Origin of the sequence: Yersinia thracica (assembly GCF_902170565.1) — a bacterium.
GTDB classification, from domain to species: Bacteria; Pseudomonadota; Gammaproteobacteria; order Enterobacterales; family Enterobacteriaceae; genus Yersinia; species Yersinia thracica.
On record NZ_CABHXX010000136.1, the window covers coordinates 1 to 25233 of the forward strand.

Below are 25233 nucleotides of genomic sequence, written 5' to 3' on the forward strand. Positions count from 1 at the left end.
ATCTTATAAAAGTGTAAGAATTACATGCAAAACAACCTTGTTTTTATTTTAATACAGTAATCTACCGTCAGTATTTATCAGTAAGATAAAATAAAAAAACCGCTATTTAAACCAAACACATTTCAATGAACTTTTAGTGAGAATTTATATTTAACCTCAGATTTTTATTAGGAGCCTTCAGTCTTAATAAGATTCGTTCAGCCATAAAGAAAAAGCAAGTTTTTTGGTATTTATGATCATAAAGGTGATAAATTCGATACATAAACCTATAAAAAACCACTATACCACCCACCGGCAGATTACTATTCTGTTAAATGATTTAAACCTTAGAATAAAAGATCGTCAAATTAAAATAATAGTAATGTAAATATATTTACAATTAAATTTGCATTGGATCCGTCTTAAAAATAACCATTCAAAAAAATCAATTAAATAATCACAAAAATATAAAGTTAATTATCAATGACAAATTAGTTGCAAAAAAAGTAACTCATCAATATTGAAGGATAATTAATATTAAACAGTAAAAAGACAAAAAAACACCGTCAGAAACAAAACACAACCAATTGAAATTAAACGATATTTAATATAAAAAAACAGGTTGAATATATTAAATTAAATCAAGATTAAAATGAATTTTATTCATATTAGCGGTACAGTTTGAATGGATGAGTGAATAAAAGGGTCGCATAAGCCGTGACTCATTAAGCAAGTTAAGTGCATTAGTATGGCGATTCATTTTTTTAAGAAAAAGGCCGGATACTGAAGAAGCCCGTCAGGAGTGGGAGCATTTGTCGGGATTGGAGGGATATCGAGCAAGCGCGTTGGATACTCGCGGTTCAAAGCAAGCTGATTGCCGTATCCAACACGCGTATGACATTCACAATAGTTATCAACCACAGGAGTTATCAGCTACAAGAGCTATCAACTCGCTGCCGCTTAGCGGAACGGAGTGGCGTCACCGGCACCTTCGCGGATAACTTCTGGGGAAGAATCCGTTAGGTCAATAACCGTAGTCGGTTGTTGGCCTAGAGAGCCGCCGTGAATAATTAAATCCACTTGCTTGCCCAAATTTTCTTTGATTTCTTCTGGGTCAGACTCAGCAAAATCATTGCCCGGTAACATCAATGTGGTCGACATCAGCGGCTCACCCAATACATCCAGCAGTGCCAGCGCAATAGGATTAGACGGCACACGCAAGCCGATAGTTTTGCGCTTGTCATTCATCAAACGCCGCGGCACTTCTTTTGTCGCTTTCAGTATGAAGGTGTAATTGCCGGGAGTATTATTTTTGATTAACCGAAATGCGGAGTTATCAACATAGGCGTAAGTTGATAACTCGGACAAGTCACGGCATACCAGTGTGAAGTTATGGTTTCCATCCAACTGGCGAATACGACAAATACGCTCCATTGCCGCCTTATCTTCTAAGCGGCAGCCCAGGGCATAGCCCGAATCTGTCGGATAAACCACCACCCCACCCTTGCGCAAAACATCAACACTTTGGTTGATTAACCGCGGCTGCGGGTTTTCCGGGTGAATATAAAAAAATTGACTCATGATTCTGCCTTATCATTCAACGTGCAAGTGGATTAGCGCTCTATCTGCCAATCACGCCATACCGGTTCTACCCCAGCGGGCAGCCACAATTTGCGGCCCAACTCAATCCAGGAACAAGGTTGATGGAAATCAGACCCCTGGGATGCAAGTAAATTATAGTCACGCGCATACTGGGCCAGTTGCGCCCGCTCAAAGGGGGCTTGCTGGCACTGGGCAACTTCCATGGCATCACCGCCATGCTCAGCAAAATGCGCTAATAACCGTTTCAGCCATTTTGCTGTTAAATCATAGCGCCCAGGATGCGCCAGTACGGCTTGCCCACCAGATTGCTTAATAGCATCAATAGCTTGTTCTATTGTACACCATTGCGCGGGAACATAGCCGGTCTTGCCTTTGGCCAAATACTTTTTAAAAACCTGACCGACATTGCTGGCCAGGCCTAACTCCACCAGATAGCGGGCAAAATGGCCTCGCGTCACCTGGCCGCCCTCTGCTAAGCGATTTGCCCCTTCCCAGGCACCGGGGATCCGCGCTTTTGCCAGCCGGGCACTTATTTCTTGCGCTCGAATATAGCGGCGCTCTGATTGTTCGCTTAACAACTGACAAAGACTGGCATGCTGAATATCCATGCCCAACCCCACAATATGGATCTCGTGGTTTTCCCATAATGTGGAAATCTCGACGCCGGGAATCAGCCGGAGGGGTAATTGCTGTTGCTCGATAGTCGCGGCGGCTTCTGCTAACCCTGCGGTGGTATCGTGATCGGTTATCGCCAACCCCCCTACACGCATTTGCGCCGCCCGGATAACCAACGCCGCGGGGCTTAACGAACCGTCCGATGCCGTGGTGTGGCTGTGCAAATCATAGAGTGTGAAGGCCGTTGATGTGACAGCATCAGTTAAATCAGCCGTGTCAGGTGATGTGGAGTTATCAGATAAAACGGGTTTATTAGTCAAAACTGATTCATTAGCCAAAACATGAGTCCGGAAAAAGCGTGGCCTTCAATTATACTCGCTAATGTGACATTAACGTTAATCAATCTTATTTGTGCTCGTCATACTTCAAGCCCATGAGGCCCAGCGCCCTGACAAAAAGAGTTTGTTAAAAAACAATCATCAGGGGTTGACATTCATCTCGCGAACCAGTTAACTAGTACACAAGTTCACGAGAGACCAAAATGCTGTTCAGGTCTATTCTGATAACACTATCAAATCGATAACAACAGCAAAGCAATTATAGCGAGTGACTGATAATGAAAATTTCCCTGATTTCCTTACTGCGTTGGTGGCACATCTCCCTCTCCCGGGCGGTGTAATCGCGCATATCAGTCACCAGACAATGCAGATTGCTTCAGCCCGCTAATAGCGGGCTTTTTTATGGATATACCCGTCATACTTCAAGCTACATGTGCGTTGGCTGCTCTCATTCACCCGAATCATTGACTCGAGTCAACTCATCGGGACTCACTCGATTGCCGCCTTCCTGCAACTCGAATTATTTAGAGCATAGATTTCGGCGTAATCACTTTTTTCAGGAACGACAAACAATATTTAGGAACGACAAACCATGCAAACCTCGCGCCCTACTTTACAGTTATTGACCACCACGGGGTGTTACCGTGATGACCCAACCGCACTGTTTCATCAGCTCTGCGGCGCACGGCCAGCAACACTTCTGCTTGAATCTGCGGAAGTGACCAGCAAACAGAACCTGAAAAGTCTGCTGATTGTCGACAGTGCGCTGCGTATCACCGCACTGGGGCAGAAAGTGACAATAGAAGCGCTGACACGCAATGGCGCATCTTTATTACCGCTGTTGGACTCAGCATTACCCGCGCAAGTTGAGATTCAAGTGCGCCCAAATGGCCGCGAACTCACGTTTCCCGTCATTAATGATGTGCAGGATGAAGACTCTCGCTTACAGGCATTATCCGTTTTTGATGCTTTGCGCCTGCTGCTGAAACTGGTGGATGCTCCAGTGGCAGAGCGGGAAGCCATGTTTATTGGTGGTTTGTTTGCCTACGATTTGGTCGCCGGTTTTGAAAACTTGCCACAGTTGCGCCAGGATCAGCGCTGCCCGGATTTCTGCTTCTATTTAGCCGAAACATTATTAGTGCTGGATCACCAACACCACTCCACAGGTTTACAAGCCAGCTTGTTCACCCCGGATAACAGTGAGCATCAGCGCTTAACAGCTCGTTTAGAACAACTTGCTCACCAATTGCAACAAACGCCACAGCCAATTCCTGCCAAATCAGCGCCAGAAATGGCGTTACAGTGTAACCAATCGGATGAAGAATACGGTGCAGTAGTCAGCGAATTACAGCAAGCCATTCGCGAAGGTGAGATTTTCCAAGTGGTGCCTTCCCGCCGCTTCTCACTGCCGTGCCCATCACCACTGGCGGCGTACCAAACACTGAAAGACAGTAATCCAAGCCCGTATATGTTTTTCATGCAGGATAATGAATTTTCTTTGTTCGGCGCCTCACCAGAGAGCGCACTGAAATACGACGCGACCAATCGCCAGATTGAAATTTATCCGATTGCCGGTACTCGCCCTCGTGGCCGCCGCGCTAATGGTGAACTGGACCGCGATTTAGACAGCCGCATTGAGCTGGAAATGCGCACCGACCATAAAGAACTCGCGGAGCACTTGATGCTGGTGGATTTGGCCCGCAATGACCTGGCGCGCATCTGTGAACCGGGCAGCCGTTACGTGGCAGATTTAACCAAAGTTGACCGCTATTCCTTTGTTATGCATCTGGTTTCTCGCGTGGTGGGCACATTGCGCCACGATTTAGATGTGCTGCATGCGTATCAAGCCTGCATGAACATGGGGACATTAAGTGGCGCGCCCAAAGTTCGGGCGATGCAACTAATCGCTGGCAGTGAGGGAACGCGTCGGGGCAGTTACGGCGGTGCCGTGGGCTATCTTACCGCCCATGGCGATCTGGATACCTGCATTGTGATTCGCTCAGCTTATGTTGAAGACGGAGTTGCTACTGTACAAGCGGGTGCGGGTGTGGTGCTCGACTCAATCCCACAGGCGGAAGCCGATGAAACCCGCAATAAAGCCCGCGCGGTTTTGCGCGCAATTGCCACGGCACACCACGCCAGGGAGCTGTTCTAATGGAAAATAATCTCATGGCCGATATCTTGCTGCTCGATAATATCGATTCCTTTACTTACAACCTGGTTGACCAGTTGCGCTCGAGCGGCCATCGCGTGGTGATTTACCGTAACCACATTGCTGCCGACACCATTATTGAGCGCTTGCAACAGCTTGAGCAACCGGTGCTGATGCTGTCACCCGGCCCCGGCACCCCTGCGGCAGCGGGCTGTATGCCGGAGTTATTACAGCGTTTGCGCGGCCAGTTGCCGATTATCGGGATCTGCCTCGGCCATCAAGCCATTGTCGAAGCCTATGGTGGCCATGTGGGTCAGGCCGGTGAAATATTGCATGGCAAAGCTTCAGCCATTGAACATGACGGGCACGGCATGTTTGCAGGAATGCCAAATCCACTGCCGGTCGCCCGCTACCATTCATTAGTCGGCAGCAATATCCCAGCAGAATTAACCGTTAACGCCCGTTTTGGCGAGATGGTGATGGCGGTTCGTCATGATGCCCATCGGGTTTGTGGCTACCAATTCCACCCGGAATCGATTTTAACCCCCCAGGGTGCCCGCTTGTTAGAGCAGACACTGGCCTGGACACTGGCGTAGGGATATAAGATGCAAACATTATCGAAAGAATTGTTATTGGAAAAACTGTTCCGCGCCGAGTCGATGACTCAGGCCGAAAGCCAACGCCTGTTTGCCGCGATTGTGCGCGGTGAACTGGAAGCCAGCCAATTAGCGGCGGCATTAATCAGCATGAAAGTGCGCGGTGAAACGCCAGCCGAGATTGCCGGTGCCGCACAAGCTTTATTAGCCGACGCGCAACCTTTCCCACGCCCAGATTACCTGTTTGCTGACATTGTTGGCACCGGCGGCGACGGCACCAACAGCATTAATATTTCCACCGCGAGCGCCTTTGTTGCCGCCAGTTGCGGGGTGAAAGTGGCCAAGCACGGCAACCGCAGTGTCTCCAGCCGCTCCGGCTCGTCAGACTTGCTGGCCGCCTTTGGTATTCGCCTCGACATGAGCGCTGAACAATCGCGTTTGGCCTTGGATGAGTTAGGGGTTTGCTTCCTGTTTGCGCCACAGTATCACACCGGTTTTCGCCACGCGATGCCAGTGCGCCAACAGTTAAAAACCCGCACCCTATTTAATGTGCTGGGGCCATTGATTAACCCCGCCCGCCCGCCGTTGGCGCTGATTGGTGTGTATAGCCCGGAATTGGTTTTGCCGATTGCTCAAACCCTTAAAGTCTTGGGGTATCAACGCGCTGCCGTGGTGCATGGCGGTGGAATGGATGAAGTGGCGATTCATGCGCCGACACAGGTCGCCGAGCTGAATAACGGCCATATTGAAAGCTACGAATTAGCGCCCGAAGATTTTGGGTTAAATCGTTATGAACTTGGCTCACTGCAAGGCGGCGCACCGGAAGAAAATCGTGACATTTTAGCACGGTTGTTACAAGGTAAGGGGACACCTGCCCACGCGGCAGCCGTCGCGGCTAACGTGGCGTTATTGCTAAAGTTGCACGGGCAAGAAAACTTGCGCCACAACGCACAGCAGGCATTGGAAATGATTCACAGCGGCCAGCCTTTTGACCGGGTTACCGCTTTGGCAGCAAGAGGATAAATCATGCAGGATACTGGGCTTAACAAAACTGTACTCCACAAAATAGTGGGCGATAAGGAAATCTGGGTTGCCGCGCGGAAATTGCAACAGCCTCTGGCCAGCTTCCAAAATGACATTACCCCGAGCCAGCGCAATTTTTATCACGCGCTACAGGGCGACAAAACGGTGTTTATTCTGGAATGCAAAAAAGCATCGCCATCCAAGGGTGTCATTCGCGATAATTTTAATCCGGCTGAGATTGCCGCAGTTTACAAAAATTACGCCTCGGCTATCTCGGTATTGACCGATGAAAAATACTTCCAGGGCAGTTTTGATTTCTTGCCGCAAGTCAGTGCCGTGGTGACTCAACCGGTATTGTGCAAAGATTTTATTATTGATGCTTACCAAATCCAGCTCGCCCGTTTTTATCAGGCTGATGCTATTTTGCTGATGTTATCTGTCCTTGATGATGAAACTTACCGCCAACTGGCTGCTGTGGCTCATAGCCTGAACATGGGCGTGTTGACGGAGGCCAGCAATGCCGAGGAGCTGGAGAGAGCCATTGCATTAGAGGCGAAAGTCGTCGGTATCAATAACCGTGACTTACGCGACTTGTCTATCAGCCTTGATCGCACCCGCGAACTGGCCCCCCGCTTGCCCGAGGGCGTGACAGTCATCAGCGAATCCGGCATCAATAACTACCAGCAAGTGCGCGAACTCAGCCACTTTGCCAATGGTTTCCTGATTGGCAGCGCGTTGATGTCTGAACCCAATCTAAATGCCGCAGTACGCCGCGTATTGCTGGGCGAGAATAAAGTCTGCGGGCTGACCCGCGCCCAAGATGCCACCGCAGCTTATCAGGCTGGTGCTGTGTATGGCGGGTTGATTTTTGTCGGCAATTCGCCACGTTATGTGGATATTGCGCACGCCCGCACCGTGATTAGTGGTGCGCCGCTAAAATATGTCGGGGTGTTCCGTGATGCCAAAGTCGAAACCATACAACAAACTGCCGAGCGCCTGTCACTAACCGCCGTGCAATTACATGGGCATGAAGATCAAGCCTATATCAACCAACTGCGCGAAATATTGCCCGCCAGTTGCCAGATTTGGCAGGCATTGAGTGTCAGTGGCACTGTGCCAGCACGCAACTTACAGCATGTCGAGCGCTATGTTTTGGATAATGGCCAGGGTGGCACCGGCCAACGCTTTGACTGGTCATTATTAGCCGGTCAGCCATTGGATAACATCCTGCTGGCGGGTGGATTGGGGCCGGATAACTGCGGTGCTGCGGCCCAATTGGGCTGTGCCGGTCTGGATCTCAACTCCGGTGTCGAAAGCGCCCCTGGAGTGAAAGACCCCAAAAAGATTGCCGCGGTGTTCCAAACATTGCGATTACGCACTTACTAATTTCTAAACACATTTGAGTTAACCCTATACCCAATAGATTTCAAGATGCAGGAAGGCGGCAAGCAAGATAATCCCGATGAACTTACAAAAGTAAGTGATTCGGGTTATTGAGTGCAGCCAACACACCTGCAGTTTGAAAGATGACGGGTATATAAAGGACAGAAAAATGACCACATTGAATCCCTATTTTGGCGAGTTCGGGGGCATGTATGTGCCACAGATTCTGATGCCAGCATTGAAACAACTGGAAGAAGCTTTTGTCAGCGCTCAGTTAGACCCTGAGTTTCAGGCGGAATTTCAGGATTTGTTAAAGAACTATGCCGGGCGTCCCACTGCCCTGACCCTCTGTCAGAATTTGACCGCTGGGACAAAAACCAAGCTATATCTGAAGCGCGAAGACCTGTTGCACGGCGGTGCGCACAAAACAAATCAGGTGTTAGGCCAAGCTTTATTAGCAAAACGCATGGGTAAGACAGAAATCATTGCTGAAACCGGTGCCGGTCAGCATGGTGTGGCATCCGCATTAGCCTGCGCCCTGCTCGGCTTAAAATGCCGCATTTATATGGGCGCTAAAGATATTGAGCGCCAGTCACCCAACGTATTCCGCATGCGCTTGATGGGCGCGGAAGTTATCCCGGTGCACAGTGGCTCCTCGACATTGAAAGATGCTTGTAATGAAGCCCTGCGTGACTGGTCTGGTAGCTACGAAACCGCCCACTATATGCTGGGAACCGCCGCAGGCCCGCACCCTTACCCGACTATTGTGCGTGAATTCCAACGGATGATTGGCGAAGAAACTAAAGCGCAAATGCTGGACAGAGAAGGCCGCCTGCCCGATGCAGTGCTGGCATGCATCGGTGGCGGTTCTAACGCCATTGGGATGTTTGCTGATTTTATCGATGAACCGGGCGTTGGGCTGATTGGTGTCGAACCGGCGGGGCTGGGTATCGAAACCGGCCAACATGGCGCGCCCCTCAAACACGGTAAAGTGGGTATCTACTTCGGTATGAAATCGCCGATGATGCAAACCAGTGATGGTCAAATTGAAGAATCTTACTCAATTTCTGCTGGTTTAGACTTCCCGTCAGTGGGGCCGCAACATGCATATTTGAACAGCATTGGGCGCGCGGACTATGTTTCCGTGACCGACGATGAAGCTCTGGAAGCATTTAAAGCGCTGTCGTGTAAAGAAGGGATTATCCCGGCTTTGGAATCTTCCCATGCACTGGCACATGCGTTGAAAATGATTAAAGCATCACCGGAAAAAGAACAGATATTGGTGGTGAATCTGTCCGGGCGTGGTGATAAAGATATTTTCACCGTTCACGATATCCTGAAAGCACGGGGAGAAATTTAATGGAGCGTTATCAGCAGCTTTTCCAACAATTGGCCGCCAAAAAAGAGGGCGCGTTTGTGCCTTTCGTCCAACTCGGTGACCCAACACCGGCGCTTTCTTTAGAGATTATCGACACCTTAATTGCCGCCGGTGCCGATGCATTGGAGCTGGGTATTCCCTTCTCTGACCCATTGGCGGATGGCCCGACGATTCAAAATGCGGCGCTACGTGCTTTCGCCGCCGGTGTTACCCCGAGTATTTGTTTTGAAATGCTGGCAGAAATTCGCAAAAAGCACCCTACCATTCCTATTGGGCTGCTAATGTATGCAAATCTGGTCTTCCATAATGGAATTGATACTTTCTATCAGCGCTGCGCTGATGTGGGTGTCGACTCAGTGCTGATTGCTGACGTGCCGTTTGAAGAGTCATTACCGTTCCGCACTGCGGCCTTGCGCCATGGAATTGCGCCGATCTTTATCTGCCCGCCTAATGCCGATGATGATTTATTGCGAGAGATTGCCTCTCATGGCCGTGGCTATACCTATCTGCTTTCTCGTGCCGGTGTGACCGGTGCGGAGAATCATGGTCACCAGCCCTTAAATCATTTAATAGATAAACTGCGTGAATACAATGCCGCGCCAGCCCTGCAAGGTTTTGGGATTTCAGAACCGGAACAGGTCAAAATCAGTCTGGCGGCAGGGGCGGCTGGGGCCATTTCGGGTTCTGCCATTGTAAAAATTATTGAAAACAATGTCTCACAGCCCACAGAGATGCTCGCGCAATTGGCGAGTTTTGTGACTAAAATGAAAGCCGCTACCCGCAATTAGTTTTCCAAGAGCGCCTGATGCCCCATCTTTCCCAGGCGCTATCTTCCTTATTTTCAATACCTTTCTCGCGGTCTATTCAGCATGAATTTGTATAAAAGCTATTCATCACCAATACTAATAATGTGTGACACACTCAGCATTTTTTACTTTTAAGATGCGGTGAATGTCAGCACGCCTGAGTGAAATATGAGTTAATAGTTCTTTGAGCTAAACATGGAGAGTCATTTATGAAGATTTTTAAGACCTTGGCAGCTTTATGTATTGCAGTGGTTATGGCGATGGCAATATCCGCTTGTGCGCCTACAGCAAAATCGGAAGGAACTGGTGGTTATCTGGATGATACCGTGGTTACCACGAAAGTGAAATCTGCGCTGCTGGGTGAGAAGAATCTAAAATCGACTGAAATCAGTGTTGAGACGTTCAAAGGGCGGGTTCAACTGAGTGGTTTTGTTAGCTCGCGTCAGGATGCTAACCGCGCGGTACAGATTACCCGTGGTGTACCTGGGGTGAAATCTGTTAGCGATCAGATGCTTATCAGGTAATTATGTGTAGGTAAGCACCTATTATAGTCTGGTGACTGGCGGGGCGACTGCACCGATGGGCGCTCCGGCAACTTTGGTCGCTACGACCCATTCGGTACATTTCCCCGCCTACTTGATGCTAAAAACGAAAAATATTAGCCAAAGTCATTGGTGTTACAGCAAGGCAGCCAGCAAACGCATCCCGATGAGCCTATTTATTTTAAGGTCAACGACAGTCAGTGATTCGGGAGTCAGTGATTCGGGTAAGTGAGCGCAGCTAACACCGCTGTAACGCCAAGGACGAAGGATAATTAGAAACGATAGCCAGCACCAAACATAAACACCCATGGATCAAGACGGGTATGAATACTTTGCTCTTGACCTGCTGCTTTGAATTTCACGTCAGTTTCGATATTCATCCACCAGACTGACATATTCACCATCCAGTTTTCGCTGACCATGTAATCCAAACCGGCCTGACCGGCTACACCCCAAGAGTCTTTGACACTTAAATCCGTCAGCCCAGCAGAAGTGCCGGTATTGTTGAATTTTTCATCAAAGAAAGTGGTGTAGTTCAGACCTATCCCCAGGTACGGGCGCAGTTTGTCTTGTTTATCACGGAAATAATATTGCGCCATTAATGTCGGTGGCAATTGCTTAACTTCTGCAATATCGCCGGTCGGCCCTAGGCCAACCTTATGACGAAACGGCGTCGCGGCCAATAGTTCGATCCCGATGTTATCAGTAACCAGATAGCTGAAGGTCAGACCCAACTGGGTATTGTTATCCGCTTTGAAAGAACCATAACCTAACACATCATCAGACCCGGTATTGGGTCTGACAGTTGCCGTCCCTGCCCGGAAAATATAATCGCCTGCTTGGTGCGCACTTACCGCAGTCGATGCCAGAGTTGCTACGGCTAACAATGCCAAAGTGACTTTTTTCATTATCCATTCCATTTGTAGGTATATTCGCGAGCAGAATATACCTACAAATAAGTATTCATGATCCAATCGAGATCACATCTTTCGTAACAATTTGAATAAAACCTAATTTAAGCATGGTTATTTAATGCCTTAATAATATTGAAATTGATCTGGATCATAAATGGCTGTTTACATCAGATTGTGCTCACAGCCATTGCTGAAACAGACAACAGGGGTCATGCTGCTATGCTTGGATGTCAGATGTGTGAAATCGTGATCGGTTGGCTGTTTACTTTGTAAGGAGCGGTAGATTAAAGATGAGCGCTGAAATAAATCCGTGTGTCAGTTGTGGGGCCTGCTGTGCCTATTTTCGAGTGTCATTTTATTGGGCTGAAAGCCAGGATGGCGGTGGTACAGTCCCCCCCTCTATGACTGAACAAATTACCCCCTTTATTAGCTGTATGTCCGGCACTAACTGCCAATCCCCGCGCTGCACCGCCCTTCAGGGAGAGGTTGGTCAGTCTGTTTCCTGTTCAATCTATGGTCAGCGCCCACCTCCCTGTCATGAATTTGAACCGTCGGGGGAAGCCGGGGTTCACAATCCATATTGTGACCGCGCCCGTGCCCACTACGGCTTGCCACCCTTACCTGTTGATAACATCCAGATAATTAGAGTAGAAGAAATCCGCCGTTGGCCAATGACGGGATCCCACAGCGCGCCATAACAAGGTATAATCATCGGCTAAGCGCTATTTTTTCATCCCAAGGAGCTTTCATGCCTATCACGGCTAACACTTTATACCGTGACAGTTTTAACTTTCTACGCAATCAGCTACCCGCTATTCTGTTGCTGGCGCTGCTGACTGCGTTCATTACCGTCATGTTAAATCAGGCATTTATCCCTGATACTGAACAATTGAGTAGTTTAAGTTCTACAGAAAGTGATTTCGCGTCATCAGGCAATCTCAGCATTACAGAATTAGTGGCGCAGCTCACACCGGAGCAACAGATTGTGCTGCTCAAAGTGTCAGCCGCGGCAACTTTCTCTGCACTAGTGGGTAACGTATTATTAGTCGGTGGCATGCTGACGCTGATTTCTATGGTTTCTCAAGGCCGTCGTGTTAGCGCATTGCAGGCAATTGGCATTTCCCTGCCTATTTTACCCCGCCTACTGCTGCTAATGTTCATCGGCACCTTGTTGATTCAGTTGGGAATAACCCTGTTTATCGTGCCGGGTATTGTCATTGCTGTCGCACTTTCCCTGTCACCGGCTATCGTCACGACAGAAAAAATAGGTGTTTTTGCCGCCATGAAAGCCAGCACTAAATTGGCATTTGCCAATGTGCGGTTGATTGTTCCGGCAATGATGCTGTGGATAGCGGCCAAACTGATTTTACTGTATTTGGTCAATCACCTGACGGTGTTGCCGACGCCAATTGCCAGTGTCGTTTTAGCTTCACTGAGTAATCTGGTTTCTGCATTGTTGCTGGTGTATCTGTTCCGCTTATATATGTTATTGCGCCCGACCGACATTACTGTATAAATATCAGTCAGATAACATGACAAAAGGGCCATTACGGCCCTTTTTTATTATTCAGGATTCAGCACATTTACTGTTGTACTGATTTCCGGCTCAGCTTCCGGCTCTTGTCTCTCTGCCACCCGCTGTTTACTCTGAATCAGCTTGAGGGCTAAATAGAGATCGGGCACCAAAATCAGGTCATCATCATGACTTTTCAGCCGATTAATCCGGAACCAGCGCGTCAGTTCGGTGCGCCGCCCTGCCAATATCAGCTTAATATTGCGCTGTTTTAAGTCGCGTTTAAGCTCATCAATCGCCGCCAACACACTGATATCCGCATAGGTAAAGCTGGCAACCGCATCAATCACCACCCAATTGGCCGGATGTGGCGTGCTGTCGACCAAATTCAGAATGCGCCGTTTAAAATAGGCGACGTTGAAATACGTCAGTGGCGAGTTAAACCGGTAAATCATCACGCCGGGTACAGGTTTGATGCCATTGCCACTGCGCATTGAATGGATCATGCCATCGGCATTCACCCCCAATAACTGCTCTGTCGGGCGAAAAACGGTGCGCAAGAATTGTAATAACCCCAACAATACCGCCAAACCAATGCCACTAATAACGCCGACCAATACCACGCTGACAAAAGTAAAAATCGCCAAATAGAAAGCTTGCGTATTACGTTTCCGTAATTGCCATAAACTCCTAAATCCGAGCAAAGACCAGGCGGCATAAATCAGCACCACGCCCAACGCCGCTATCGGGATATATTGCAGGGGACGGGTTAAAAACAGCAACACCATGGCGATAACCAATGCGGCAATAATGGACACCAACTGGCTTTTGCCATTATTGGCATCATTTACCGCAGTACGGGTGCTGGCCCCACTGATGGCAAAACCCTGAGACAAAGCAGAAACAATATTGGTAACACCGAGTGCGCGCAGCTCGACATCCGCATCGACTTCATAACCATTCTTCGCCGCAAAACTGCGGGCGGTGAGCATCATACTGACAAAGCTGACTACCGCCAGGTTGAGTGCCGGGATCACCATGTCACGTAACAGGCCTGGCTGAAAATCTGGCCAATGCACCATGGGCAAACCGCCGTCAAATCCCCCCACCACCCCAACACCAAATTGCTGCATATTGGCAGCCCAGGAGACAAAGGTCGCCATGACAATCGCCAACAAAGGCGCGGGCCAATTTGGCCGTAACCACTTGACGCCATACAGCACCACAAAAGTCAGTAGTGAAATCGCGACCGTGGGTAAATGGCTGTTAACCAAATTATGCGGCAGTGCCAAAACTCGCTCAATCAATTGAGGCGGGCGGGTCATAAAACCAAAAACTTTGCCCAATTGGTCAACAATAATGGTGACCGCCACCCCATTGAGCAAGCCGGTCAGTATCGGCCGCGATAATAAATCCGCCAACGCCCCCAACTTGAAGCGGCTGGCCACCAAGCACCATGTCCCCATCATCAGAGTCATCATGATGGTAAGCTGCCAATGAACCTCGCTATTCCCCGCCGCTAATGGGGCAACCACCGCCGCTATTACCGCGCAGGTTGCTGCGTCCGGCCCGACAATCAATTGCCGTGATGAACCAAAGAATGCATAGGCAATCATCGGCAAAATACAAGAATACAAGCCGACGGCGGCACTAACACCGGTCAATTCCGCATAGGCGATTGCGATGGGTAATGCCACTGCCGCCACCGACAACCCGGCTCTCATATCTGGCTTGAGCCAGTCGCGTTCATAAGCCATTAATTGGGTCAAACCCGGCATCCAATACCGGAGTGATTTTCTCTGCATATTTACTCCACAAACTTTAACCCAATATCTGTTTCTTATAATGCTGGGTTAGTGACTGACTGGCAATATACAGAAAATATCTGTTACGTGTTTATCGTAAGTTTCTGCAAATTCCGCTGGCAGAACGCGCATTCCAGCAGATAATTGAGGATAATAGTGTTTTGTCGCAGGTACCCTCACCTCACTGAATCCGGTATAGTCAGGCGGTGTATAAATGATGGATTGATTCATGAAGCAACTTTTAGATTTTCTCCCATTGGTCGTGTTTTTCGTTTTCTACAAAATGTATGACATTTTTGTCGCCTCAGGGGCACTGATTGTCGCCACATTGTTAGCGCTAGCCTTTACTTGGGTTAAATACCGCAAGGTCGAAAAAATGACACTGGTCACCGCCATTATGGTGCTGGTATTTGGTACCTTGACGCTGGCATTCCACAGTGACTTATTCATTAAGTGGAAAGTGACCGTGCTGTATGTTTTGTTCGCCGGTGCATTGCTCATCAGCCAGTGGTTTATGAAAAAACCCCTGATTCAGCGAATGCTTGGCAAAGAATTAACCTTGCCAGATAGCGTCTGGTCGACGCTGAACCTGTCTTGGGCAGTGTTCTTCCTGGTGTGTGGGCTACTGAATATCTATGTCGCGTTCTGGTTACCACAAGATATTTGGGTCAATTTCAAAGTCTTCGGCTTAACGGCCCTGACGCTGGTATTCACACTCATCAGCGGCGTTTATATCTACAAACATATGCCGGAAGAACAGAAAAAGTCATAATTTAAAATAGTAGGCAGAGATGACCCAAGAACAAACATCACCTCGCGGTGAGCGGTTATTACCTAACGGTGAGCTGGTGCTTCGCACCCTTGCCATGCCCGCCGATACTAATGCCAACGGGGATATTTTCGGTGGCTGGTTGATGTCGCAAATGGACATTGGCGGTGCTATTCAAGCGAAAGAGATAGCCCAAGGCCGAGTCGTCACGGTGCGGGTTGATGGCATGACTTTTCTCAAACCGGTTGCCGTGGGTGACGTAGTTTGTTGTTATGCCCGCTGCATTAAGTCCGGCCGCAGCTCTATTACCATTAATATTGAAGTCTGGGTGAAAAAGGTCTCTTCTGAGCCTATTGGGCAGCGCTACAAAGCCACTGAAGCGGTCTTCACCTATGTGGCCGTTGATGATGCAGGTAAAGCCCGCGCCTTGCCTGAAGGCAGCCGAAATTTTGAAGTTGGCGCGACGCAATAGCCGTAAAGCTATCCGATAGCATGCAAAAAGGGTCGCTATAAAGCGGCCCTTTTTATTGCAGCGTGACATTAATGCAGCATAGACACCGCCGAACAGCCATATCACGGGCTTAGTTCATTTCCGTCGTGCCACCAATTTTGAACACGATAGTGGTGACGCGATTTTTGTCCGTACCATCAAAACGCCATTTGCGCATCACCTGCTTCACTTCGCGCTCAAAGGTATTGCGCGGCGTTGCTTCCAATATCTGCACATTGGTGACTCGACCATCTTCGTCAATGTCATATTGTACTTTAACCTGCCCTTCAATGCCCAAAGCCAGTGCTCGAGCGGGATAATTCGGCTTCGCTTTGCTGAGCGCTCTTGGCCCGGTCGATGTTGATACCCCTGGCGTCGTCGCCTTAGGTGCAGATTTTACCGGTGCATTGGTAGAAACCAATGCTGGCTCATCCGATTTAAACGGTTTGTCATCCGGTGGTGCAACCGTCTTTTTAACATCCGGCTTCTTCACTTCTGGCTTTTTGACTTCTTTTTTCACCGGTTTTGGTTTCGGTTTGGGCTTCACCGGTTCAGGAAGCGGGACTGGCACCGGTTCTGGCAGCACTACTGGCTCTGGCGGTGCTTCTTCAACAGCTTCAGGTTCCGGCTCGGCCTGTGGCTCCGCCGCCGCTGGCTGGGGTGCCGCGAAGGTATCTATATTCACCATGGTGACAGCCAGCGGCGCGTCTTCTATCTCTGGCTGTATATTCATTTGCTCTACAGATACATATAGCAGCGCTGCAATGACGCTGCCATGTAGCCCGACTGAAAATACAAGTGGCCACGTCACCCGTCGACCCAGGAAAATTTTATTTAGCTGCATAATAATTCAGTGTCCTCTAATGCCGCTAAGTTTAAATGCAAATAGCAATCATATTCAATAAGCATGAGCAAACAATCTTACTGAACAGCTTTAAATGATGCTTTAAACGGCAATATCTACCCAATAACACTTTCCATTTACGCTTAGTTATCATTTTATTTCATTATAAATTACCGGTGTATTCACCTAAGAATTTTAGATGCCGCCCTTTATGCAGATTATTGAATTTATGGAGAGAACATGGTGTTATGGAGCACTGAACACAAATCATCATATTGAAGTATATACATTTAAAAGGTGAAACATGCTGTACATAATCCTTGCGACCGATGTCCCTGATTCACTTGAGAAGCGCTTGTCTGTGCGCCCTGCACATTTGACGCGCTTACAGGCATTACAAGATCAAGGCCGTTTATTGACGGCAGGCCCTAATCCCGCCATCGACAGTGCTGATCCCGGTGCTGCTGGGTTCAGCGGTTCTACCGTGATAGCTGAGTTTGAATCGCAGCACGAGGCCGAGGCTTGGGCTGAACAAGACCCTTATGTTGCCGCTGGGGTATATCACTCGGTCATTGTAAAACCTTATAAACGCGTATTTTGAATCAATGATTATTCAGGTGCCGCGCCCCTAATGGCGGCAGCCATTTGACAGAAGATATTCCTCACCATTCCTAGCCAGATTTTGGTTCACATTTCCCGGTCACTGCCGGGTTATTACATGTCTTTAATCAACTTTACTTATAATTACCGAGAATTAATGTCTAATTCTGTATCGATTGTTATGTCGAGACGATAAGCCATTTTGTTAAATGCGGAGATGAATACTATGCAGTGTCCAGTATGCAAAGATACCCAACTGGTTATGTCTGAACGTAAAAGCATTGAGATTGATTATTGCCCGAACTGCCGTGGTGTTTGGCTTGATCGCGGGGAGCTTGATAAAATCATTGAAAAATCAACTGAGAGTGCGCCTGCGGCCTCTTATGCTGAACCGAGAAATAGTGATCGTGATCGCGACCATCACGGATATTCAAAGCCCAAGCACTATAAAAAGAAAAGTTTTCTGTCAGAGTTGTTTGATTGACTCTGATGATGACTTAGATGGAAATCATACGCCTGACTCCAGGCGTATTAGCTTGATTACACCCGACTACACTTTGTAGTGTTTCAGCCAATGATCTTCACAGGCTTCCACCGCTTTATCCAACATATGCGCCGGTGATTTTAGGATCATATGGTCTTTTCTTACCCAGACAGAATAAGTATGTTTGCCGGCAGCAATGACTTGTTCAGAATAAATTGCAGCGTGATATATCAGCTCAGACTCTTCACAATAAATCTCATATTTATACAGCGCCGTGCTGGTTTTCAAATCCCCGAAGAATACTGTTTTCGCTAATTTATATTGAGACATTAACTGTAGCCTTTGCTGAACTAGGGATGACATCATCCGCCGAACCGCATGATATAACTGTGATATTCACAGCAAAAGTTTACCTAAGTTGATGTCCTATCGATAAATTTTGACTTTCATCTCCCGCGCCTTATAGCCCGCTAACTGAATTCTCTAATATTAAAATGATCATATTGCAGAGGCAGATGGCTCACCGCATCTAATGGACAAGCACTGAATAAGTAACCTTGCATGGCATCAACGCCCATATCGGCGAGTTGGCTAAACTGCTGGTGAGTTTCGACACCCTCGATAATCACATGCTGGCAATGGCTGCGCAAACTCACGATCAGGTTATCAAAGGTAGCGCTCCCTCCACATTGCCAATAAAAGTGCTTATCAATTTTTACACATTCAAAGAAGCCACTGGCTGATGCTGCAATATGAGCATCACCGCTACCAAAATCGTCCAACCAGAGAGAATATCGTTTAGCCAGCTTACTCAATAATGTATTCTCAGCGCCATCACTGAGGTTAGGAAAACATTCCATTATTTCCAATCGGATAAAAGGCATTGAACTCAACAACAATATGACCTCTTCATCATTCAACACCGCATTTGCCATATCAAAATCTATATTTATTGAGAGTATTATTTGATGTTCAGTAAACCACTGCTGTTGATTTTTCACTTCACATAATTGAGTGCGCAATAATTTTGCTTTCATCTGAGCATTAAGTTGATGTAAAAAGCGCTCAGTATAAATGGGCGATTTAAAAGAGGTTGTGGTAAAGCGACTCAATAACTCTACTGCAAGCAACTTACCGTCACGTTTGTAAACTGGTTCACAGATAAAAGTGCAATCAACAACAATGTTGAGTCTGCTATCCACAGTAAAATCCTTTTATTTGATGAGTACAGCAGTATTGATCAATTGATAAAATTGATCAATTTTTTATTATCGATCAATTAAAACGATGATTAAAATGGGCGCGATAAAATCAAATACAAAATAAACTATTGATAAATAATAAAATATAAGATAGGCATGATGATTATCATGTTTATTATCTCATAATCATTTATTTCGTTAGGGAATGGTCGCCTCGAACAACCCGACAGTAACACCCCTGAAACTGAAAAATTAGAGCGAAGCGACCGAATATATAGGGTAGCGCGAACACATTCTGATGTGAAATAAACTGAGAAAAGACTATTTTGCGCCTTTTATTATTAATATGAACATCAGAATAATCGTATTTTGATAATTTAGGATAGGAGCTGTTTTTCTGCGCAAAAAAGTGAAATTTAAAGTGGAAAATGCCTCTCAAAAATATCCAATCAATATCACTATTTTAGCAAAAACAGGGGATAGATCCGAGTTAGAAACTGTATTGTATCAAACACCATTCGGCGTAAAATAAATATTCAATGGGTTCGCACACTGTGGACTAAACAAAAACAGCCTCATAAAGAGACTGTTTTTATTACCACCACAGCGAATTACCATTCATAAGCCACAGTGAACAATAGCGCTCTACGATGTTGATGCTCGTGAAGCTGCCGAACACTATAGATATGGCGATAGCGCCGTGATTGACCTTCAAGCCAGCGATTTCTTCTGCGCTGATGTTGTCGCAACATCCGCCAACGGCCTACCTCATTTTTACTCCGCCTCATGAGCCACTCTTTCCAAGCTGAGAACCGGGCCATTATAAACTTTTCATCTCTTGAGCCAAGTCACACCGAGGAAAAAACGCATGTTTAGCGCTAAATCATCTAATCTTTAGTGTGGTAGAGCAAAATTAGTGTGATAAAACAAAAGTCGCTGACTCTATATCTCTATTCGTTCTTGCAAGTCCTTTAGCTTAAAAGACTTTATCCATTAATATATCCGATTAAAGGTTTCGCCTTCGCCATACTGTGCGTACACTCTTTAGTGACCGTTTGTGAACAGGATTTCCGCCCTTATGACAACATTTTATACCGTAATCAGTTGGCTCTCAGTTTTTGGCTATTGGTTGCTTATTGCCGGGGTTACATTGCGTATTCTCATGAAACGCAGAGCTGTTCCTTCGGCCATGGCATGGTTGCTTGTTATTTATATTCTGCCTTTGGTGGGCATAATCGCGTACCTCTCATTTGGTGAGCTTCATCTGGGTAAGCGGCGCGCTGAGCGAGCAAAAGCCATGTGGCCGTCCACCGCCCGCTGGCTCAGTGAACTGAAAGATTGCCAACATATTTTTGCCAGCTCCAATAGCGAAGTGGCGACCCCATTGTTCCAATTATGCGAACGTCGCCAGGGCATCAGCGGCGTTAAAGGCAATCAATTACAGTTATTAACCACCACCGATGACACATTAAAAGCATTGGTGCGCGATATTGAATTAGCTCGCCATAATATAGAAATGGTTTTTTATATCTGGCAGCCGGGCGGCTTAGTTGATCAAGTTGCGGAATCTCTGATGGCGGCGGCGCGGCGCGGTGTCCATTGCCGACTGATGCTGGATTCAGCCGGTAGCCAGCAATTCTTCCGCACCCCCTATCCGGCCATGATGCGCAATGCTGGCATTGAGGTGGTCGAAGCTCTCAAAGTGAATGTCTTCCGGGTATTTTTGCGCCGAATGGATTTGCGCCAACACCGTAAAGTCGTATTGATTGATAACTATGTTGCTTACACTGGCAGCATGAATATGGTTGACCCACGTTTCTTCAAGCAAGATGCGGGTGTCGGCCAGTGGATTGATATGATGGCGCGAATGGAAGGCCCAGTGGCGACAACCATTGGTATCGTCTATGCCTGCGACTGGGAGATTGAGACCGGTAAACGTATTCTGCCGCCGCCGCCCGATAACCATATTATGCCGTTCGAAGAAGAGAGCGGCCATACTATTCAGGTTATTGCTTCTGGCCCTGGCTTCCCTGAGGAAATGATCCATCAGGCATTGTTGACCGCCGTGTATGCGGCTCGTAAACAGTTGGTCATGACCACACCTTATCTGGTGCCCAGTGATGATTTGCTGCACGCCATCTGTACTGCGGCACAGCGCGGTGTCGATGTCTGCATTATCGTTCCGCGCGATAACGACTCAATGATGGTTCGCTGGGCCAGCCGCGCTTTCTTCTCAGAATTACTTGAAGCCGGGGTTAAGATTTATCAATTTGAGGGCGGCTTACTGCACAGTAAGAGTGTCCTGGTCGATGGTCAGTTAAGTTTAGTGGGAACCGTGAACCTGGATATGCGCAGCTTATGGCTGAATTTTGAAATCACACTGGTCATTGACGATGATGGTTTTGGTGCAGATTTAGCCCAAGTTCAAGATGATTATATTGCTCGCTCAGTATTATTGGACGGCGAACAGTGGAATAAGCGCCCGCTTTGGCATCGCGTAACTGAAAGATTATTCTACTTTTTCAGCCCATTCCTGTAATCAATCGGAAACTGAAAATCATCCAATTGTAGATTCTCTGAGTTATTCACTTTTAATAGCATATTAATTGTAAAAGCCGCATAGAGAATGTTTTAATAAGCACAGTCTGTAAATGATATACCCTAAATAATTCGAGTTGCAGGAAGGCGGCAAGGGAAATAATCCCGATGAGCTTACTGACGTAAGTGATTCGGGTTATTAAACGCAGCCAACACACATGCCGCTTGAAGTGTGGCGGGGATAAATGGGAATCTGCAAATGGATCATAATGTAATGGACCTGAATAACCGCCTGACTGAAGATGAAACGCTGGAGCAGGCTTACGATATCTTTCTGGAATTGGCCGGTGACAACCTCGATCCAGCAGATATTTTATTGTTTAATCTTCAGTTTGAAGAGCGCGGCGGTGCCGAGTTGTTTGATCCCGCTGAAGATTGGCAAGAACATGTCGATTTTGATTTAAATCCGGACTTTTTCGCCGAGGTGGTCATTGGCCTGGCGGAGAGTGATGGTGAAGAGATAAACGATGTATTTGCTCGTGTTCTGCTGTGCCGTGAAAAAGACCATAAACTTTGCCATATTCTGTGGAAAGAGTAACAAGCGCCCCATCTACTGCTTAGGCAGCGGCTTTACCAAACTGATGATTGTCGCTGCTCAATAAAAAATCCCCGCTGATTTATTTGGCGGGGATTTTTGCTATTCGGCTGTCAATATCTGAACAATAGCGCTATAACGGGTCCACTTTCAAACAAGAGACCGCATGACGGAAACTTCCTTCTAATAGTGGGCGGGTTTTTGCACATTCCGGCCCGGCGATGGGGCAGCGAGTGCGAAATACACACCCTGATGGCGGGTTAATCGGTGACGGTAATTCCCCTTCGAGCAATTGAATCACTTTCGCCCTTTCTTTATCCGGATCGGGGATAGGCACCGCCGACATCAATGCTTTGGTGTAAGGGTGCTGAGGGTTATGGTAAACCTCATCATAAGTCCCCAGTTCCACCGCATGGCCCAGATACATCACCAATACTCGGTCAGAAATATGTTTTACCACCGCCAGATCATGCGCGATGAAAATCAGTGACAGCCCCATTTCACGTTGTAATTGCTGCAACAGATTCACCACTTGCGCCTGGATTGACACATCCAGCGCCGATACTGGCTCATCACAAATGACCAGCTTCGGCTCAAGGATCAAGGCGCGGGCAATCCCAATACGCTGGCACTGGCCCCCCGAGAATTCATGAGGATAGCGGTTGATTAAGTTAGGCAGCAAACCCACCTTTAACATCATGGCCTTAACTTTATCTTTGATTTCCTGACGTGGCATTTTGGGATGATAAGTCCGCAATGGCTCGGCAATGATTTCACCAATAGTCATGCGCGGATTAAGCGACGCCAGCGGATCCTGGAATATCATCTGAATATCACTGCGTGTTGCCCGCCACTCAGCATCACTCATGTTGAGTAAATCTTTACCTAACCAGGTGACACTGCCGCCTGTCGCTTTCACCAAACCAATAATGGCACGCGCGAAAGTTGATTTGCCGCAGCCAGATTCACCCACTACTCCCAAGGTTTCACCTTCATACAGACGCAAGGTAACACCATCAACCGCCTTAAGTGTTTTTGACGGCTGCCAAAACCACTGCTTACCATCCTGAATATCAAAGTGAACTTTCAGGTCGACCACTTCCAACAAGACTTTTTGCTCTGTCATGGCATTCATACCAATTCCCCTACTGGCTTATAGCAGGCACGTAAACGGCCATCACCAAAGTGCTCTAATGCCGGAGCTGTCCCGCAGCGATCCATGGCATATTGGCAACGAGGCTGGAACGGGCACCCTTTCGGCAAGCGCAATAAATTAGGTGGATTACCCGGAATAGTCATGAGAGATTCGCCTTCAGCATCAAGACGAGGGACTGCATTTAGTAAGCCAATAGAATAAGGGTGGCTGGGGTGATAAAACACATCACGGGCCTGACCATACTCCATAGTTCGGCCCGCATACATCACCAGAACTTTATTACAAATACCGGCAACCACCCCCAGGTCATGGGTAATCATGATGATGGCGGTATTAAACTCATTTTTAAGTTCATTCAGCAAAGTCATGATTTGCGCCTGAACTGTGACATCCAGTGCAGTTGTCGGCTCATCAGCAATCAACAGTTTAGGGCGACACAGCAACGCCATGGCTATCATCACCCGCTGGCGCATACCGCCAGAAAATTCATGAGGATACATCCGCATGCGCTTGCGCGCTTCTGGCATTTTTACCGCGTCAAGCATGCGGATTGACTCTTCAAACGCCTCGCTCTTACTCATTTTTTTATGCAATTGCAGCACTTCCATTAGCTGCTCACCCACACGCATATAAGGGTTAAGAGAGGTCATTGGGTCTTGGAAGATCATCGAGATTTCTTCGGCCCGTAAGCGGTTCAATTGTTTCTCGGGTAAATTGAGAATTTCACGTCCATGAAACTTCGCCGAACCGCCTATGCGGCCATTACTGGCCAGCAACCCCATCAAAGCAAATGCCGTTTGCGATTTACCGGAACCTGATTCACCCACAATACCGAGAGTTTCACCGGCGCGCAGGTCAAAATTAAGGGCATTAACAGCGGTAACATCGCCGTCTGGTGTACCGAATGTGACGGTCAAGTCTTTGACATCCAACAGGACATCTTGCTGAACAGCAGACTGATTATCAATAGTTGTCATCGTGCTACTCCTCAGCGATCTTTCGGGTCGAGGGCATCACGCAAGCCATCGCCGATAAAGTTGAAACAAAACAGTGTCACCACCAGGAAACCGGCAGGAAACATCAATAACCACGGGGATACTTCCATTGAGTTGGCACCATCACTGAGTAATGCGCCCCAGCTGCTCAATGGCTCTTGTGTCCCTAACCCTAAGAAACTCAGGAATGATTCAAACAAAATCATGCTGGGAACCAGTAAAGAGGCGTATACCACCACCACACCCAATACGTTCGGCACAATATGACGCAACACAATATTGCGAGTGGAAACTCCGCCCACCAATGCCGCTTCGATGAATTCTTTGCGTTTCAGACTTAACGTTTGCCCGCGCACGATACGCGCCATATCCAGCCAGGACACCATTCCGATCGCCACAAATATCAACAGAATATTCTGACCAAAGAAAGTCACCAACAGAATGACGAAGAACATAAAGGGAAATGAGTTAAGAATTTCCAACACACGCATCATCAGTGAGTCAATTTTCCCGCCGAGATAGCCTGATAATGACCCATATAATGTGCCAACCACCACTGCCACCAAGGCCGCAGCAACCCCCACCATCAATGAGATGCGCCCACCAATAGCCACTCGCACCAATAAATCACGGCCAGATGAATCAGTACCAAAGTAGTGTCCGGATTCAATATCAGGTGCCGCTGACATCATGCCCCAGTCAGTATCTGCATAGGAAAACTGAGCTAACATCGGGGCCAGAATAACAAATAAGGTAATTAACATGAGGATCACCAAACTGGTGATCGCCGCGCGGTTATGAATAAAACGGCGGCGGGCATCCTGCCAAAGGCTGCGCCCTTCAACTTCCAGTTTTTCACTGAAAACTTCCAGAGCTTCGCTATTTTTCTTGCTCAACATAATTGGCGTGCTCCA

Annotated in this window: 24 protein-coding genes, 1 pseudogene and 1 other annotated feature; of the genes and pseudogenes, 14 read left to right on the top strand and 11 right to left on the bottom strand. The window is 47.6% G+C overall.

Annotation, left to right across the window (positions count from 1 at the left end):
* Window positions 1-939: 939 nt before the first annotated feature.
* Together FTA91_RS19345 and rnm are read right to left on the bottom strand one after the other, a co-directional pair.
* Window positions 940-1560, bottom strand: a complete 621-nt coding sequence (locus FTA91_RS19345; protein ID WP_004390873.1) for an L-threonylcarbamoyladenylate synthase — start codon at window positions 1558-1560, stop codon at window positions 940-942.
* 32 nt (window positions 1561-1592) lie between these two features.
* A complete protein-coding gene (rnm, locus tag FTA91_RS19350) occupies window positions 1593-2534 on the bottom strand; it encodes an RNase RNM (protein WP_413081223.1) in 942 nt (313 codons plus the stop codon).
* Between the two features lie 302 nt (window positions 2535-2836).
* Window positions 2837-2938 (top strand) — a sequence feature (Trp leader region).
* Window positions 2939-3126: 188 nt separating this feature from the next.
* On the opposite strand from rnm, the gene FTA91_RS19360 reads away from it, so the two are divergent.
* From FTA91_RS19360 to FTA91_RS19390, 6 genes and pseudogenes are all read left to right on the top strand, one after another.
* Complete coding sequence (locus tag FTA91_RS19360; RefSeq protein ID WP_145583777.1) at window positions 3127-4689, top strand: anthranilate synthase component 1; 1563 nt, start codon at window positions 3127-3129, stop codon at window positions 4687-4689.
* Window positions 4690-4703: 14 nt separating this feature from the next.
* Window positions 4704-6305: pseudogene (gene trpD, locus FTA91_RS20645) on the top strand (bifunctional anthranilate synthase glutamate amidotransferase component TrpG/anthranilate phosphoribosyltransferase TrpD).
* A gap of 3 nt (window positions 6306-6308) precedes the next feature.
* Complete coding sequence (gene trpCF, locus FTA91_RS19375; protein WP_050113571.1) at window positions 6309-7691, top strand: bifunctional indole-3-glycerol-phosphate synthase TrpC/phosphoribosylanthranilate isomerase TrpF; 1383 nt, start codon at window positions 6309-6311, stop codon at window positions 7689-7691.
* 166 nt (window positions 7692-7857) lie between these two features.
* A complete protein-coding gene (gene trpB / locus FTA91_RS19380; RefSeq protein ID WP_050113570.1) occupies window positions 7858-9048 on the top strand; it encodes a tryptophan synthase subunit beta in 1191 nt (396 codons plus the stop codon).
* The gene (gene trpA / locus FTA91_RS19385; RefSeq protein ID WP_050113569.1) at window positions 9048-9854 is read left to right on the top strand and encodes a tryptophan synthase subunit alpha; all 807 of its coding nucleotides are present in this window, start codon (window positions 9048-9050) and stop codon (window positions 9852-9854) included. The genes trpB and trpA overlap by 1 nt, the downstream gene beginning before the upstream one ends.
* Window positions 9855-10081: 227 nt before the next feature.
* Entirely contained in the window at window positions 10082-10396 is a 315-nt protein-coding gene (locus FTA91_RS19390; protein WP_004390880.1) for a BON domain-containing protein, read from the top strand.
* Between the two features lie 290 nt (window positions 10397-10686).
* Here the strand turns inward: FTA91_RS19390 and ompW are convergent, their stop codons facing one another.
* Window positions 10687-11322 (bottom strand): outer membrane protein OmpW, encoded by a 636-nt coding sequence (ompW, locus tag FTA91_RS19400; RefSeq protein WP_072082533.1) that lies wholly within the window; start codon window positions 11320-11322, stop codon window positions 10687-10689.
* 296 nt (window positions 11323-11618) lie between these two features.
* Between ompW and FTA91_RS19405 the strand changes: the two genes are divergently transcribed.
* On the top strand, window positions 11619-12026 hold the full coding sequence (locus tag FTA91_RS19405) for a YkgJ family cysteine cluster protein (protein WP_174634830.1): 408 nt from the start codon (window positions 11619-11621) through the stop codon (window positions 12024-12026).
* Window positions 12027-12076: 50 nt separating this feature from the next.
* Window positions 12077-12844 carry a YciC family protein gene (locus FTA91_RS19410; RefSeq protein WP_050113566.1) on the top strand — a complete coding sequence of 256 codons (768 nt, stop codon included), beginning with the start codon at window positions 12077-12079 and terminating at the stop codon, window positions 12842-12844.
* Window positions 12845-12891: 47 nt separating this feature from the next.
* Here the strand turns inward: FTA91_RS19410 and FTA91_RS19415 are convergent, their stop codons facing one another.
* The gene (locus tag FTA91_RS19415; protein ID WP_050113565.1) at window positions 12892-14646 is read right to left on the bottom strand and encodes a SulP family inorganic anion transporter; all 1755 of its coding nucleotides are present in this window, start codon (window positions 14644-14646) and stop codon (window positions 12892-12894) included.
* A gap of 229 nt (window positions 14647-14875) precedes the next feature.
* On the opposite strand from FTA91_RS19415, the gene FTA91_RS19420 reads away from it, so the two are divergent.
* Together FTA91_RS19420 and yciA are read left to right on the top strand one after the other, a co-directional pair.
* Window positions 14876-15418, top strand: a complete 543-nt coding sequence (locus FTA91_RS19420; RefSeq protein WP_050113564.1) for a septation protein A — start codon at window positions 14876-14878, stop codon at window positions 15416-15418.
* A gap of 19 nt (window positions 15419-15437) precedes the next feature.
* Window positions 15438-15887: an acyl-CoA thioester hydrolase YciA gene (gene yciA, locus FTA91_RS19425; protein WP_050113563.1), complete on the top strand. Its 450-nt coding sequence runs from the start codon at window positions 15438-15440 to the stop codon at window positions 15885-15887.
* Window positions 15888-15996: 109 nt separating this feature from the next.
* Here yciA and tonB read toward each other — a convergent pair whose 3' ends face one another.
* The gene (tonB, locus tag FTA91_RS19430; RefSeq protein ID WP_145534975.1) at window positions 15997-16749 is read right to left on the bottom strand and encodes a TonB system transport protein TonB; all 753 of its coding nucleotides are present in this window, start codon (window positions 16747-16749) and stop codon (window positions 15997-15999) included.
* Between the two features lie 304 nt (window positions 16750-17053).
* Between tonB and FTA91_RS19435 the strand changes: the two genes are divergently transcribed.
* Together FTA91_RS19435 and FTA91_RS19440 are read left to right on the top strand one after the other, a co-directional pair.
* Entirely contained in the window at window positions 17054-17350 is a 297-nt protein-coding gene (locus FTA91_RS19435; RefSeq protein ID WP_050113561.1) for a YciI family protein, read from the top strand.
* A 225-nt stretch (window positions 17351-17575) separates the two neighbouring features.
* Entirely contained in the window at window positions 17576-17833 is a 258-nt protein-coding gene (locus tag FTA91_RS19440; RefSeq protein ID WP_038633183.1) for a TFIIB-type zinc ribbon-containing protein, read from the top strand.
* A 66-nt stretch (window positions 17834-17899) separates the two neighbouring features.
* On the opposite strand, the gene FTA91_RS19445 is transcribed toward FTA91_RS19440, so the two are convergent.
* The 3 genes from FTA91_RS19445 to FTA91_RS19455 all read right to left on the bottom strand — a co-directional run bounded on the left by FTA91_RS19445 (window position 17900) and on the right by FTA91_RS19455 (window position 19823).
* Window positions 17900-18163 (bottom strand): hypothetical protein, encoded by a 264-nt coding sequence (locus FTA91_RS19445; RefSeq protein WP_050113560.1) that lies wholly within the window; start codon window positions 18161-18163, stop codon window positions 17900-17902.
* A 140-nt stretch (window positions 18164-18303) separates the two neighbouring features.
* A complete protein-coding gene (locus FTA91_RS19450) occupies window positions 18304-19035 on the bottom strand; it encodes an EAL domain-containing protein (RefSeq protein WP_145534971.1) in 732 nt (243 codons plus the stop codon).
* A gap of 611 nt (window positions 19036-19646) precedes the next feature.
* Window positions 19647-19823, bottom strand: a complete 177-nt coding sequence (locus FTA91_RS19455; protein ID WP_071777623.1) for a YciY family protein — start codon at window positions 19821-19823, stop codon at window positions 19647-19649.
* Between the two features lie 290 nt (window positions 19824-20113).
* Here FTA91_RS19455 and cls point away from each other — a divergent pair, with 290 nt between their 5' ends.
* Together cls and FTA91_RS19465 are read left to right on the top strand one after the other, a co-directional pair.
* Window positions 20114-21574 carry a cardiolipin synthase gene (gene cls, locus FTA91_RS19460; protein ID WP_050113558.1) on the top strand — a complete coding sequence of 487 codons (1461 nt, stop codon included), beginning with the start codon at window positions 20114-20116 and terminating at the stop codon, window positions 21572-21574.
* Between the two features lie 273 nt (window positions 21575-21847).
* Window positions 21848-22171 (top strand): HI1450 family dsDNA-mimic protein, encoded by a 324-nt coding sequence (locus tag FTA91_RS19465; RefSeq protein ID WP_050113588.1) that lies wholly within the window; start codon window positions 21848-21850, stop codon window positions 22169-22171.
* A 130-nt stretch (window positions 22172-22301) separates the two neighbouring features.
* Here FTA91_RS19465 and oppF read toward each other — a convergent pair whose 3' ends face one another.
* From oppF to oppC, 3 genes are read right to left on the bottom strand one after another with little or no spacing between them, the layout of a single operon-like run.
* Window positions 22302-23303 carry a murein tripeptide/oligopeptide ABC transporter ATP binding protein OppF gene (gene oppF, locus FTA91_RS19470; protein WP_050113557.1) on the bottom strand — a complete coding sequence of 334 codons (1002 nt, stop codon included), beginning with the start codon at window positions 23301-23303 and terminating at the stop codon, window positions 22302-22304.
* Window positions 23300-24301: an ABC transporter ATP-binding protein gene (gene oppD / locus FTA91_RS19475; protein WP_050113556.1), complete on the bottom strand. Its 1002-nt coding sequence runs from the start codon at window positions 24299-24301 to the stop codon at window positions 23300-23302. Before oppD ends, oppF begins: the two co-directional genes overlap by 4 nt.
* 11 nt (window positions 24302-24312) lie before the next feature.
* The gene (gene oppC / locus FTA91_RS19480; protein WP_050113555.1) at window positions 24313-25221 is read right to left on the bottom strand and encodes an oligopeptide ABC transporter permease OppC; all 909 of its coding nucleotides are present in this window, start codon (window positions 25219-25221) and stop codon (window positions 24313-24315) included.
* Window positions 25222-25233 lie beyond the last annotated feature (12 nt).

Bases quoted from the DNA above. Each gene is read 5' to 3' on its own strand.
- FTA91_RS19345 (WP_004390873.1), bottom strand. From the start codon at position 1,560: ATGAGTCAATTTTTTTATATTCACCCGGAAAACCCGCAGCCGCGGTTA.
- FTA91_RS19445 (WP_050113560.1), bottom strand. From the start codon at position 18,163: ATGTCTCAATATAAATTAGCGAAAACAGTATTCTTCGGGGATTTGAAA.
- FTA91_RS19455 (WP_071777623.1), bottom strand. From the start codon at position 19,823: ATGAGGCGGAGTAAAAATGAGGTAGGCCGTTGGCGGATGTTGCGACAA.
- trpA (WP_050113569.1), top strand. From the start codon at position 9,048: ATGGAGCGTTATCAGCAGCTTTTCCAACAATTGGCCGCCAAAAAAGAG.
- trpB (WP_050113570.1), top strand. From the start codon at position 7,858: ATGACCACATTGAATCCCTATTTTGGCGAGTTCGGGGGCATGTATGTG.
- yciA (WP_050113563.1), top strand. From the start codon at position 15,438: ATGACCCAAGAACAAACATCACCTCGCGGTGAGCGGTTATTACCTAAC.
- FTA91_RS19465 (WP_050113588.1), top strand. From the start codon at position 21,848: ATGGACCTGAATAACCGCCTGACTGAAGATGAAACGCTGGAGCAGGCT.
- FTA91_RS19420 (WP_050113564.1), top strand. From the start codon at position 14,876: ATGAAGCAACTTTTAGATTTTCTCCCATTGGTCGTGTTTTTCGTTTTC.
- FTA91_RS19415 (WP_050113565.1), bottom strand. From the start codon at position 14,646: ATGCAGAGAAAATCACTCCGGTATTGGATGCCGGGTTTGACCCAATTA.
- tonB (WP_145534975.1), bottom strand. From the start codon at position 16,749: ATGCAGCTAAATAAAATTTTCCTGGGTCGACGGGTGACGTGGCCACTT.
- oppD (WP_050113556.1), bottom strand. From the start codon at position 24,301: ATGACAACTATTGATAATCAGTCTGCTGTTCAGCAAGATGTCCTGTTG.
- oppF (WP_050113557.1), bottom strand. From the start codon at position 23,303: ATGAATGCCATGACAGAGCAAAAAGTCTTGTTGGAAGTGGTCGACCTG.
- FTA91_RS19440 (WP_038633183.1), top strand. From the start codon at position 17,576: ATGCAGTGTCCAGTATGCAAAGATACCCAACTGGTTATGTCTGAACGT.
- FTA91_RS19435 (WP_050113561.1), top strand. From the start codon at position 17,054: ATGCTGTACATAATCCTTGCGACCGATGTCCCTGATTCACTTGAGAAG.
- FTA91_RS19405 (WP_174634830.1), top strand. From the start codon at position 11,619: ATGAGCGCTGAAATAAATCCGTGTGTCAGTTGTGGGGCCTGCTGTGCC.
- FTA91_RS19390 (WP_004390880.1), top strand. From the start codon at position 10,082: ATGAAGATTTTTAAGACCTTGGCAGCTTTATGTATTGCAGTGGTTATG.
- FTA91_RS19410 (WP_050113566.1), top strand. From the start codon at position 12,077: ATGCCTATCACGGCTAACACTTTATACCGTGACAGTTTTAACTTTCTA.
- cls (WP_050113558.1), top strand. From the start codon at position 20,114: ATGACAACATTTTATACCGTAATCAGTTGGCTCTCAGTTTTTGGCTAT.
- FTA91_RS19360 (WP_145583777.1), top strand. From the start codon at position 3,127: ATGCAAACCTCGCGCCCTACTTTACAGTTATTGACCACCACGGGGTGT.
- trpCF (WP_050113571.1), top strand. From the start codon at position 6,309: ATGCAGGATACTGGGCTTAACAAAACTGTACTCCACAAAATAGTGGGC.
- ompW (WP_072082533.1), bottom strand. From the start codon at position 11,322: ATGAAAAAAGTCACTTTGGCATTGTTAGCCGTAGCAACTCTGGCATCG.